This is a genomic window from Alcanivorax sp. HI0083, assembly GCF_001635175.1.
Genome location: NZ_LWFX01000517.1, coordinates 1 through 12,258 on the forward strand (window position 1 = coordinate 1; position 12,258 = coordinate 12,258).

At 59.2% G+C, this 12,258-nt stretch carries 11 protein-coding genes; 5 read left to right on the top strand and 6 right to left on the bottom strand.

What is annotated here, in order from left to right:
- The 4 genes from A3754_RS05300 to A3754_RS05315 form a co-directional block, all read right to left on the bottom strand.
- Positions 1–2,290, bottom strand: a 2,290-nt coding sequence (locus A3754_RS05300; RefSeq protein WP_063519013.1) for an efflux RND transporter permease subunit, incomplete at its 3' end; no start/stop codon positions are given.
- 11 nt (positions 2,291–2,301) lie between these two features.
- Positions 2,302–3,516 carry an efflux RND transporter periplasmic adaptor subunit gene (locus A3754_RS05305; protein WP_231880499.1) on the bottom strand — a complete coding sequence of 405 codons (1,215 nt, stop codon included), beginning with the start codon at positions 3,514–3,516 and terminating at the stop codon, positions 2,302–2,304.
- 204 nt (positions 3,517–3,720) lie between these two features.
- The gene (locus A3754_RS05310) at positions 3,721–4,962 is read right to left on the bottom strand and encodes a TolC family protein (protein WP_011589746.1); all 1,242 of its coding nucleotides are present in this window, start codon (positions 4,960–4,962) and stop codon (positions 3,721–3,723) included.
- Positions 4,963–5,072: 110 nt separating this feature from the next.
- Complete coding sequence (locus A3754_RS05315; protein ID WP_063519014.1) at positions 5,073–5,372, bottom strand: hypothetical protein; 300 nt, start codon at positions 5,370–5,372, stop codon at positions 5,073–5,075.
- 164 nt (positions 5,373–5,536) lie between these two features.
- On the opposite strand from A3754_RS05315, the gene A3754_RS05320 reads away from it, so the two are divergent.
- From A3754_RS05320 to A3754_RS05335, 4 genes are all read left to right on the top strand, one after another.
- Complete coding sequence (locus A3754_RS05320) at positions 5,537–5,959, top strand: PaaI family thioesterase (protein WP_063518936.1); 423 nt, start codon at positions 5,537–5,539, stop codon at positions 5,957–5,959.
- A gap of 204 nt (positions 5,960–6,163) precedes the next feature.
- Positions 6,164–6,631 (top strand): response regulator, encoded by a 468-nt coding sequence (locus tag A3754_RS05325; protein ID WP_156496819.1) that lies wholly within the window; start codon positions 6,164–6,166, stop codon positions 6,629–6,631.
- Positions 6,632–6,670: 39 nt separating this feature from the next.
- The gene (locus tag A3754_RS05330) at positions 6,671–8,122 is read left to right on the top strand and encodes an ATP-binding protein (protein ID WP_063519015.1); all 1,452 of its coding nucleotides are present in this window, start codon (positions 6,671–6,673) and stop codon (positions 8,120–8,122) included.
- Positions 8,112–8,804, top strand: a complete 693-nt coding sequence (locus A3754_RS05335) for a hypothetical protein (protein WP_063519016.1) — start codon at positions 8,112–8,114, stop codon at positions 8,802–8,804. The genes A3754_RS05330 and A3754_RS05335 overlap by 11 nt, the downstream gene beginning before the upstream one ends.
- 148 nt (positions 8,805–8,952) lie before the next feature.
- Here the strand turns inward: A3754_RS05335 and A3754_RS05340 are convergent, their stop codons facing one another.
- Entirely contained in the window at positions 8,953–10,014 is a 1,062-nt protein-coding gene (locus A3754_RS05340) for a transporter substrate-binding domain-containing protein (RefSeq protein WP_231880500.1), read from the bottom strand.
- A gap of 40 nt (positions 10,015–10,054) precedes the next feature.
- Between A3754_RS05340 and A3754_RS05345 the strand changes: the two genes are divergently transcribed.
- The gene (locus A3754_RS05345) at positions 10,055–10,537 is read left to right on the top strand and encodes a hypothetical protein (RefSeq protein ID WP_156496820.1); all 483 of its coding nucleotides are present in this window, start codon (positions 10,055–10,057) and stop codon (positions 10,535–10,537) included.
- Positions 10,538–10,684: 147 nt separating this feature from the next.
- Here A3754_RS05345 and A3754_RS05350 read toward each other — a convergent pair.
- The coding region (locus tag A3754_RS05350) for an efflux RND transporter permease subunit (protein ID WP_156496821.1) at positions 10,685–12,258 on the bottom strand (1,574 nt) is incomplete at its 5' end.

Sequence of the window (12,258 nt, forward strand, 5' to 3'; positions counted from 1 at the left end):
CGCCGCCCAGGCCGTTGCTGACCAGATCCATGACCTGATCCACACTCAGGCCGTAACGGCTGAGGGCGTTGCGGTCCGGGGTGACCACCAGTTGAGCTTCACCGGCGATCTGTTCCAGTTGCACATCGGTGGCGCCGTCGACTTCCTTGACGGCCTGAGTGATGGCTTCGCCTTTTTCCTGCAGCACGTTGAGATCCGGGCCGAACAGTTTGATGGCGAGCTGGGCTTTAACGCCGGAGAGCAGTTCGTCCACGCGCATGGCGATGGGCTGGGAAAAGTTGAGCAGCAGACCGGGATGCTTTTCCAGTTTCTGCTGAATTTTTTCCTGTAGCTCAAGCCGGTTGCTGGCGCTTTCCCATTCGCTGACGGGTTTCAGGCCGATATAGATTTCCACGTTGCTCACCGGCTCCGGGTCACCGCCGATCTCGGCGCGGCCTACCCGGCTGAGGGCGTAGGTCACTTCCGGGAAGGTCATGATTTCCTTTTCCAGTTTTTCACCGACTTCCAACGCGGTATCGAGACTGGAGGACGGTGCCAGGGTCACGCGCAAGGCCAGGGTACCTTCTTCCAGTACCGGCACGAATTCGGTGCCGATAAAGGGGGTGGTCGCCAGCGCCAACGCGAATAACCCCACGGCGGTGCCGACCACCACTTTACGCGCCTTCATAGCCTTGCCGAGCACGGTGCGGTAATGCCCCTCCAGCCAGTTCACCAACCGGTTGGGCTTTTCTTCCACGCCGTTGCGGAACAGGAAACCGGCCAGCGCCGGCACCACGATCAGCGCTACCAATACAGCGGCAGTCATGGCCAGCATGATGCTGATGGCCATGGGTACGAACATTTTTGCTTCCACCCCTTCGAAGGCGAACAGGGGCAGGAACACCACCAGGATAATGCTGGCGGCGAAGAACACCGGGCGTGCCACTTCCTGGGCGGCGTCTTTCACGCGTAAGGCAATGCCGCCTTTGGTGTCGTGGCTACCCTCTTTTCGGCTCAGATGTTTGAAGATGTTTTCCACCATCACCACGGAGCCATCCACCAGCATGCCGATGGCCACGGCCAGGCCACCCAGTGACATCAGGTTGGCGGACATGCCCAGGCTGGCCATCGCCAACAAGGCCAGGCCGATGGAGAGCGGAATGGACAACAATACCAACGCGGTGGCGCGCAGGTTCATCAGGAACAGGGCCAGTACGATGACGATAAACACAAACGCCAGCAGCAAGGCGGTAACCACGGTGCTCACTGCTTTTTCCACCAGGTCCGCCTGATCGTAGAACACCTCGAACTGCACACCCTCCGGCAGGGCCTGCTGGATGCGCGCTTCGCGCTCCTTGATGCCATCAATGGTGGCCTTGGTGTTGGCGCCCATGCGCTTGAGCACAATGCCCGCCACCACTTCACCTAACGCTTGCGGTTCACCGTTGGCATCGCGGCGGGTCATGGTGAGCGCGCCCTGACGGATCTCGCCGCCGAATTCCACTTTCGCCACATCACTCACGCGCACCTGGGTGCCGTCCACTTCCTTGAGGGGAATGGCGGCAATGTCGCCGAGCCCTTGCTCGCCACTGCCGACCCAGCCCATGCCACGAATCACCAGTTGCTCGGCGCCGCGATCCAGATACCAGCCACCGGCGTTGCGGTTGTTGGCGGCAATGGCATCCATGACCTGTTGCAGGCTCAAGTCGTAGGCGAGCAACCGGGTGGGGTTCACGTTGACCTGATACTGGCGCACTTCACCGCCATAGCTGAGCACATCGGTGACGCCGCCCACGGGCATGAGCAGCAGTTTCACCACCCAGTCGTTAAGGCTGCGCAGTTGCATGGCATCCACGCCGGAGCCCGGCTCGGCGGTGAGCAGGTATTGATACACCTGACCCAGGCCGGAGGTGTTGGGGCCCATTTCCGGGGTGCCGACGCCGTCGGGAATATCTTCCCGTGCGGCCTGCAATCGCTCGAACACCAGCTGGCGGGCGAAATAGATATCGGTGCCTTCCTCGAACACCACGGTGACGATGGACAGGCCGGTCTTGGAGATGGAACGCACCTCGGCCACCTGCGGCAATGCATACATCACTGCCTCGATGGGATAGGTGATCAGCTGCTCCACTTCTTCCGCTGCCAGGCCTTCGGCTTCGGTGTTCACCTGTACCTGGACGTTGGTCACGTCCGGGAAGGCATCCAGTTTCAGGTTGGGCAATTGCCAGCCGATCACGCCAATGGTGATGACCAGTAACAGCAACACAATGAGGCGGTTGTTCACCGCCCAATCGACAAGTCGATTAAACATGACGGTGATCCTCAGTGATTGTGAATATCGAAACCGGACTTGGCCATTTCACTGGCCAGAAAAAACGCCCCGCGAGTGACCACGCGCGTACCCGGTTCAAGACCCGTAACGATGCGGCGGTTTTCCAGCTGGCCATTGAGTTGGATTTCCACGGGTTTGTAGTGGCCAGGCTCTTCTTCCACGAACAGTTGCCAATCGCCATCGGCGCTACGGGTGAGCGCCTCTTCCGGCACGGTGAGGGTGTTCTCCGGTGCCGCCAACGCCAGTGCCACATCGGCAAACATGCCGGGGTGCAACAGATGGCCCGCATTGGGAATCGCCACTCGCACCGCAAGGGTACGGGTGACGGGATTGAGGCGATGGCCAGACTGGATCACCTTGCCGTCCACGGATGTGCCACCCACGATGACGCGGGCCGGGGTGCCGGTGCTGATCTGCAAACCGGGGCTCGGCGGCAGGGCGGCTTCGGCCCACAGTTCGGATTCATCCACCAGCGTGACCAGGGCGCTGCCCGCGGTTAACCATTGCCCTTGCTGGAAGGCATCTTCCAGCACCAGGCCATCGTCCGGCGCTGTGAGGGTATAAACCCCTTTTTCATTTTTTCCGGCTTCGATATCAGCGATGGCGCTGTTACTGAGGCCATAACCCTTGGCCCGGGCTCGCAGGGACTGGTACTGACTTTGCGCGTCCAGATAGCGCTGGTTGCCCACGGTACGCCGGCCGAGGTTTTTAACCCGCCGCCAGCCGTCCGCTGCCACTTGCAGATCACTTTGTAACTGCGCCATGGCCGGGCTGAACAGGGTGGCAATGGCATCCCCTTTTTCCATGTGCTGGCCAAGCGTGGCACTGCGAGACTGCACCTGGGAATCGATACGCACCGGCACCACCCAGGTGCGGTACTGGTTGCTGATAATTTCCGCCGGCACGGTCAGGGTCCGGGTAGCGTCGGCATCAGGCTGCAGGGTAATGACCTGCAGGTTAAGCGTCTTTTGTTGTTCTGCGGTCAGCTCCAGTGCCGCTTCTTCACTATGGGACGCTGCGCTCCCAACCTCCTTCCCATGAGCGTGCTCATCATGGTCACCGCTATTATCCGGAGCAGCCTGTTGTGCATGCTGTTCGGCTTCGTTGCTTTCGTTGTGGGCATGGTCATGATTTTCATCCGCCCAGCCCGGGTTCGCCAGGGTTGCCAGCAAGAAGATGGCCAGAGGCGTCTTTTGAAATGTCATTTTCGGTTTCATAAAAAATTTTCCATTTTTTGTAGGAGCGCCGTTCAGGGCGCGAAGAAGTTGGCACCGCGTGTCGCAGAAACCATTCGCGCCTCAAGTGGCACTCCTACAGTAATTTTTCGCTTAATTTCTCGTTTCAAGCGGTGTTATTCGCTTCGCTCACCCTGCGGCTGTTACCTCGCAAGCTCGGTTCCTACAGAACAATCATTCGTTGGCCAACTGGTTCAGCCAGTCGTTGAGCTGGGCGCTTTCATAGAGCCACTGCACCCAGGCCTGCTGCATGGCATCGCGCAGGGCGATGCCAGCCAGCCGGGTATCGAGCCGCTGATTCAAGGCCTGCAGATAGTTCTGGGTGGTGAGTTCGCCCTGCTGCCAGACGCGCTTGAGCAAGGTGTCGCTGCGCGCCAGGCTATCGCCGGTGAGTTGTTGCCAGGTTTCCCAGCGCTCGCGCCGCTGCTGGTAATCGCTCAACGCTCCGTCCAGCCGGGCCTGAATGTCGTTGCGGGTTTTCTCCAGCAGTGCACGCCGCTCTTCACTGTCCGCCAGGGCAGCTTCATAGCCTGGCTTGCCGGTATTGAAGAACTTCAATGGCAGGCTGAAATCCACGCCCCACAAATTTTCGCCACCTTCCTGGCCCACGCGCAGGCCCAGGGTCGGGTCGGTGTTGCGTTGTTTGTCTGCCACCGATACCCCTCGCTCAGCCAGCGCCAGTTGCTGCTCGGCCAACTGCAAATCGAAGCTGGTGGGGAGCCGTTGCACGACACCATGGGTGAGTGACGGGGCCTGCCAACGGTCCGCCGCCGGCAAGGCCACCGCGGGTTGTTGGCTGGCCAGTTGCTGGCGCAATGTGGTGGCAGCACGGGTGGCGGCACTTTCCGCATCCGCCAGGGCCTGCTGGGCCTGCCCCAGTGACAGGTAGGCCAATTGCGCATCCACCTGCCCCACATCCCCCGCCTGTTCGCGGCGGCGAATCAGGTCGGTGAGATCGCGCAGCTGCTGTTCCTGCTCACGGGCGGCCGCCAATTGCTCGCGGGCGGCGGCATGGGCCACCAGCGCATTGAGGCTGTCCGCCAGCAGGCGGGCGCGGGCCTTGTCGCCACGCAGCTGCGCCAGCTGATCCCGTACGGCCACGGCATCACGGCGGGCGCGGGCCTTGCCGGACCAGTCCAGCGTCTGGCTGAGGCCCACGGTCTGGGTGATATCGAGGCTGTCTTCGTAGTCGATATTCAATGAAGGGTTATAAAGCGGCTGCGATAAAGCCCGGCTTTGCGCCAGCAACCGTTCCTGCTCCGCCTGGATGGCCCGGCTGGCCGGTAGCTGGCTGACCTGGCGCTGCACCCATTGCGCCCACTGCGCGGGCGAGGAAGAAGAATCGGCCGACGCGCTGGCATACGCGCACACGGCCAGTAACAGTGCGGCCATGCGCACTGGGGTCTGGATTCCCATGGGGAAACTCCTGATGTCTCAAAACGTTACGTCAAGAACAATGCCGACGCTCGCCACGGCGCACATTCACCGATGGACAAGGCAACAAAGTCGGGGAAACGAAGAAACGATCAGGCTATAGGAGGACGGAAAGGGTTATCGGCCGGGGCATCCGGCAGGAAGGGGCGCAACGCCATTTGACCTGCAGAGGGCGGGGCCAGGCGCAGCGGCTCACAATCGGTGGAGGCCATGAAACCATGGCATTGACAGCAATGGTCGCCGCCTTTGTCCAGCACATCCGCACTGACCAGATCCTGCTGGACCTGTTCCAGCGAGGCAGCTGCGCCACCATCGTGCCCGTGATGCATGGCATCCAGCACCAGTACATGAGTACTGATGACAAGCAGCAATGTGTAGACCAGTGCTTTCATGGGATGCCCGCTAACGAGGGAAGAGTCGCAACCTTGCGATACCCATAGACCGCCGTCAAGACAATCGGTTCCCCGTCACCTGTGGGTACGATCCGGTCATCCCGTTTTCCGAATCGGCATCGTATAGTGTCGGCTCCGTTTCGCCGGAATGAAAAAGGAAAACCATGAGCCACATTGACCAGATCAAAAACGACATTCTCGCCCACCCACTGCACCGGGCCTGCGAACTGGAACTGGTAAGCGCGGTGGATGGCCGCAGTGAAGTGCGTTTCCCGGTGAATGATTTCACCACCAACCCCCAGGGTGCCCTGCATGGCGGCATCGTTTATGCCTTGATGGATGTGGCCTGCTTTTTTGCGGCGGCCTCCAGACTGCCACCCGAGCAGCACGCGGTGACCATCGAAACCCATAGCAGCGTGCTGCGTGCCGCCAGCCGGGGCGAACAGGTCGTGATCCGCGCCCATGTGGACCGCCTGGGCCGAACCCTTGCTGCCATGCGGGCTGAAGCCTATGCCATAAACGCGCAGCAGCAGGAACGCCTGATCGCCACCGGATCGGTGACCAAAGCCATCGTGCAGATCACGTAGCCGTTTTTTTGCGCGTTTTCCCCGCGCTTTTCCCCACCATTGTGCGGTTTTCGTCCCTGCCGGATAAACGGCTATCCGGACGGCATGACCGGCTCCTTGCCGTTGCCCGAACCAATTGTCAGCCCCTATAGCGGGGCGTATCGTAAAACCTGATACCCGTGTGCCCACCCTTAGCGGAAAAGGGTGAGCACAATGTAGCACGCCGTGAATGAGGGACTCACCATGTATCAGGTCATGGTCGTGGACGATGAGGAATACATCCTCAAAGCCTTGAAGCGCACTATCAATACCTACACCGACTGGGAAGTGGAAACCTACCAGGACCCCCACGAAGCCCTGCGCCGGGCGCGCACTACCGTATTCGATGCGGTGATCACCGACTATATGATGCCGGAGATGAATGGCCTGGAACTGCTACAGGAACTGCGCGACCTGCAACCCGACACCATTCGTATTGTGCTGACCGGGGTGATCGACATCGAGACGGTCATGTCCGCGATCAACAAAGCCGGCGCATTCCGCTTTATCCCCAAACCCTGGGACGACGACCAGTTACTCGACAATATCCGCGAAGGCCTGAAGTTCCGCGATATTTTGCTGGAAAACCGTATTCTGGCGGAAACCGTGCGGGAACAACGCGAGACCCTGCGCAGCATGGGCTACGAAGGCTAGCCCTTTCAGCCCGACAAACAACAACTCACGGCGCGGCGCATGAATAGCTTGCTCGACAAAACGGACATCGGCTTTGGCATGGAAGCCCAGGGGCTGTTCCTGGTATCTTCCACGGTGATCCTGCTGATCATCATTTTCTTTCTGTACAAAACCTACCGCACCTCCATCAACGTGGAAGCCAAACTGGCCGAGTTTTCGTCGCTGACGAACAACCGCTTTGGCCGCAAGATGCACCTGATCGAGGTCAACGCAGACGAATACAAACTCAACAAGGCGCTGCTCGGCCCACTGGCGCGCATCATCGACGAGTACTGTGTGCTGACCACCGACCGCCACGGCACCATCACCTTTGCCAACGGCAAATTTCTGGCCCTCAGCGGTCATTCCTTTTCCCGCCTGATCGGACAGAACGAAAGTTTCAATCACCCCGACGATGATTCACTGCCAGTGATGCAGTGCGACCAGGCGCTATCCGGGGTGTGGAACGGGGAGGTTTGCAACCGCCATGCGGACGGCAGCCGTTACTGGATGAACATGTTCCTGTTCCCGCTTTCCTACATTTCCGATGAAGACGATGGCTATATTTATTTCGGTACTGATATCACTGATATCAAAACGGAAAACAACCAGCTGATGCAGGAAGTGAAGGACAAGAGCCAGAAATTGAATCAGGTGGAATCACTGCTTCTTCACTCGGAAAAAATGGCGTCACTGGGCACTATCTCGGCGGGCATTGCCCATGAAATCAACAACCCGATTGCCTTTGTGTCATCCAACCTGAACCGCAGCCGGGACTATCTTGGCACCATGGCGGGGATTATTCAGGGGCTACAAAAACGCATTAGCGAAGAAAAATTTCAGCAATTTCTTGACGCAGAAACCAACCTGAATGTGGATGCCCGCAAGCTGACCTTCATGATGGCGGACTACCCCGCCTTGATGGACGAAACCGACGAAGGCATCGAACGGATCAAGAAAATCATTCGCGACCTGAAACACTTTTCCCACAATCAGCCGGAAGCCTTTTCGCCAACGGATATCGCCACCTGTATGGCAATGTCTTTGAACCTGGCAAAGCATGAACTGAAAAACCGCATTACCGTGAGCCACTCACTGCCGGATTCCATGCCGTTGATTAACGGCTCGGAAAGCCAGCTGTCGCAGGTTTTCATGAATGTGTTCGTCAACGCCGCTCAGGCCATCGAAGGGAAAGGCAATATCACTATTGCCGGCCACTGCGATGAACAATGGTGCACCCTGACTATTACCGACGACGGCCCCGGCATTGCTGAAGATACTCTCAAACAGATTTTCGAACCCTTCTATACAACCAAACCGATCGGCCAGGGCACCGGACTTGGGCTGTCTATTTCCCACGACATCATCCAGCACCACGGCGGCACCATGACCGTGGAAAGCCAACTTGGCGCCGGCACCACCTTTACCATCCGGCTGCCGCTGAAGCAGACCGACCGGGCCGATGCAGCCTGATTTCGTTTACACCCTCACCACACCCGCCGGGGCGCAGCAACGCATCCCGATTACGCTGGTTGAGCAACACGGCACCATCGCTATCCCCGATACCTTTACCCCACCGGACTGGGCAGAACTGAGCTACCACCAGTGCAGCCACTGCCCACTGGACCCACGCGAGCACCGCTATTGCCCCGTCGCCCGCAACCTGGCCTATCTGTTACCCGATTGCGCCCTGGGGGATTCATTTCAGCCGGTGACGCTGGACGTACAAACATGGCAACGCAACTACCATCAGGACACCACCCTGCAGCGGGCTCTCAGCTCCCTGTTCGGGCTGATCTGCGCACTGAGTGACTGCCCGCATACGCGCTTCCTGCGCCCCATGGCCAGCTTTCACCTGCCGCTGAGCAGCGACACCGAAACCCTGGTACGCACCGCCAGCCTGTACCTGCTGCAACGCTACATCCGCAACCGCCAACAACCGGAACAGAGCATTTCCCTGGACGGCCTGAATGCGCGCTACGATGCACTCAATGAACTGAACCGTTGTTTTACCGGGAGGCTGCGCCAGCGCGGTGAGTCCGATGCGCCGATCAATGCGTTAGTGCTTTTGCATGTGACCGCGCGGGAAATGCACTGGAATCTGGAAGAAGAACTGGAGAGCCTGGCGGCGTTGTTTGCCGGGAGCGACAGTTAGATAAACGCCCAGGCGCCAGGATGTCGGATTACGCCGCTACGCGGCTAATCCGACCTACACGAAGCACAGCGTTTACAATAAAGCGGCGTAACCCGACACCAGCGAACGCAATCTCCCATTCAATCAGCCCCCCAACCAAAACCCACCGTTATTCTTCCGCGCCCAGATAGCGATTCACCACTGTGCGCCACTCCTGGGTCGGGAGAATTTCCAGCATGGCCTGATCCAGCCGCTCACGCAGGGGGCTGCCATTAGCCATGGCAAAGGCATAACTTTCTTCGCGAACCAGCGATGGCAACACCAACGCATTGGTGGTGCCACGCTCGCGCAACATATAACGCATCACAGGCGCATCGGAGACCAGGGCATCTACCTCGCCAATCATCACCGCGCGCAGTGCCTGCTGGTTATTCGGGTAAGGCACAAAGTTTGTACCCTGACCCGCCAGCCAATGGGCACCGCTGGTGCCGTCCACCGCCGCCACTTTTACCCGGGGCAAATCGGCCGCGCCATTGATACGCGACTGCAGCTCATTCAGCGTCACACTGGAGGCAATGGCGGCAGTGAAACCGGAAATGGTGATGATGCTGACAAACATCCAGATCAAGCCCACAACCCGGCCGCCGGCACTCACTGGCGCCTTGTCGCCGTACCCCACCGTGGTCATGGTCACCGCCGACCACCAAAAGCCGCTACCGATACCCTGGCTGGCAGAGCCACCGAACTGCTCTGGATTCTTGCGCCGCTCCAGCAACCAGATCAGCAATCCCACCAACAACAGCACTAACACCAGCGCCAGCACGGCTGACATAAACTTCCAGCTGAACAGGTTGCGCAGTGTCGCCACCCAACCACTCGCTTCATTGCGGGTGGCAATCCCCAGGCCCGCCCGAAACATGGGCTGGGTGAAATCCAGTCGCCGCTCACGGTCGGCGGTCACGCTAACCGCACCAATGGCCACATCCGCCTGGCCCTGCTCCACCGCCGCCAGCATTTCCGCCACCGACCCATAAGGCCGCAGGCGATACTCCAAGCCGGCCTTTTCCGCCACCTTCTCCCACAGTTCCACGCTGATGCCGTCCCAGCGATCTCCTTGCTGATAACTGAAAGGCGGCGACGCTTTCACCGCCACCGTTAACGGTGCGGCCTGCGCCGTTGAAACCAGCCCCCATAGGCAAACCAGTACCAGTGCGAGTATTCTGCCGTTCAATGTGTTGCTCCTTTTTCTTCCACTACCAACGCGGTAACCCATGCCCCAACGTCCGCGAGCATTGAGCCTGTTGCTGCTCATCAACTTATTCGTGCTCTCACCGCCAGGCAACGCCCACGGCATCCTGCCGGATGAAATCCCCATGGCCGCTGGCACGGCACTGCGCGAGCCCGGCGACCTGGAACCACAAACGGCGGTGCTCACGGATCACTGGGCGCCGCACTCACTGAGCTTTACTCAGGGACAGGCCGTGTTACTGACCCTGGATAATGCCAGCCCGGAGTGGCATTTGCTTGCCCTGGTCGATGATACGGCCCTGCGCGACCAGAGCCTGATCCACCGGCTGATGCCTGACCTGCGCAAGGACTACCCCAACACCCGCCTGAGCGAACCCGGCACCCGTGTGCAACTGCCCTGGCGTTTCGACAAACCCGGCGAGTATACCCTGCGTTGTTTACGTGCCGAGCACCAGCAACACAGCCCCGCATTAACGATTACCGTCCGAGCCATTGCCCCCCGATAGTGCTTCACCGGCCGAAGATCCATCGCCACACGCCGCAAACAATCAGGTCTGTTTTGTCGCAATTGCGTGATAAACCCAAAAAAAGCCCCGGCAAGTGCCAGGGCAAGGGGAAAACCGGAAACTGTCCGGCAACAGAGTCAGCGTTCGTTATGCTGTATCGGCATGCTCTTCTTTCACCCGGAACCAGGCCGCGTACAGCGCGGGCAGGAACAGCAGGGTCAGCGCGGTGGCCACAATCAGACCACCCATGATCGCCACTGCCATGGGGCCAAAAAAGACACTGCGCGATAACGGAATCATTGCCAGAACAGCGGTTAGCGCGGTCAACGCAATGGGCCGGAACCGGCGGACTGTGGATTCAATAATCGCATCCCAGGCAGTGAGCCCCTGTTCCATGTCCTGACCAATCTGGTCAACCAGAATCACAGCGTTACGCATGATCATGCCGGCCAGTGCGATCGTGCCCAGCATGGCGACAAACCCGAATGGTTTCTGGAACAACAGCAGGAAGAAGGTCACCCCGATCAGCCCCAGCGGCGCCGTGATAAAGACCATCACCGACAACGGGAAACTGCGCAGCTGCAACATCAGCAAGGTAATCACCACCAGAATGAACAGTGGCATCCCTGCGTTGACCGATTTCTGGCCCCGGGCCGATTCTTCCACCGTGCCACCCACCTGTAGCAGATAGCCCGGCGGCAGATCCGCCTGCACCTGGGACAAGGTGGGCATGATTTGCTGCATCAGCGTGGCTGGCAAAGCACCGTCTTTCACATCCGCCAGCACTGTCACCGTCGGCAAACGATCACGATGCCAGATGATGCCTTCTTCAAAGCCGGACTCCAGGTTCGCCACCTGGTTCAACGGCACGCTGCGGCCACTCGCTGTTTGTACCGCCAGGTTGCCCAGTAACCCCAGCGCGTGGCGTTCATGGTTGTCGCCTCGCACTTCCACATTGATCAGTTCGTTATCTTCCCGGTACTGGCTCACCGCCACACCGGAAAGCGATGACTGCAACGCCGTGGACAAATCCGAGGTGGTAATGCCCAGGGTTCGAGCGCGGTCCTGGTCTACTATCAGACGCACCACCTTGCTGGGCTCTTCCCAATCCAGGTGCACATTGGCAGTGTGCGCATTATCACGCACCTTTTCCGCTACCCTGCGCGCCAACTCCCGCACCTGGGAAATATGCTCACCGGACACACGCAGCTGAATCGGATAGCCCACAGGCGGACCATTCTCCAGTCGTGATACGCGGGTGCGCACCGCCGGAAATTCCCGCTCCAGGGTGTCCATTAACCATTCACGAACTTCCTCGCGCTCTTCCACGTTGCGGGTGAGCACCACAAACTGGGCCACACTGGCAGCCGGTAATTTCTGATCCAGTGATAGATAGAAACGGGGAGAACCGCTACCCATATAACCCACGTAATTTTCGATCATCTCGTTTTCGCCCAGCATAGCTTCCAGACGCAACGCTTTTTCCTGGGTCGCGGTCAGCGAGGCCCCCTCTTCCAACTTCATGTCCACCATCAGCTCAAGCCGGCCGGACGCCGGGAAGAATTGCTGAGGCACAAAACGGAATAGAAAAAGTGAGAACACGAAGATGCCCACGGTCAGCCCGATGACCGTTTTCCGGTAGCGCACACACCACTCAACCCAGCCACGGAAACGACGATAGAACGGCTTCTGGTAAGGATCGTGCACATCCCCACTGGCAT

Excerpts from the sequence above, each read along its gene's own strand:
- A3754_RS05315 (WP_063519014.1), bottom strand. The coding sequence starts at position 5,372 with ATGAAAGCACTGGTCTACACATTGCTGCTTGTCATCAGTACTCATGTA.
- A3754_RS05335 (WP_063519016.1), top strand. The coding sequence starts at position 8,112 with ATGCAGCCTGATTTCGTTTACACCCTCACCACACCCGCCGGGGCGCAG.
- A3754_RS05305 (WP_231880499.1), bottom strand. The coding sequence starts at position 3,516 with ATGACATTTCAAAAGACGCCTCTGGCCATCTTCTTGCTGGCAACCCTG.
- A3754_RS05310 (WP_011589746.1), bottom strand. The coding sequence starts at position 4,962 with ATGGGAATCCAGACCCCAGTGCGCATGGCCGCACTGTTACTGGCCGTG.
- A3754_RS05345 (WP_156496820.1), top strand. The coding sequence starts at position 10,055 with ATGCCCCAACGTCCGCGAGCATTGAGCCTGTTGCTGCTCATCAACTTA.
- A3754_RS05320 (WP_063518936.1), top strand. The coding sequence starts at position 5,537 with ATGAGCCACATTGACCAGATCAAAAACGACATTCTCGCCCACCCACTG.
- A3754_RS05330 (WP_063519015.1), top strand. The coding sequence starts at position 6,671 with ATGAATAGCTTGCTCGACAAAACGGACATCGGCTTTGGCATGGAAGCC.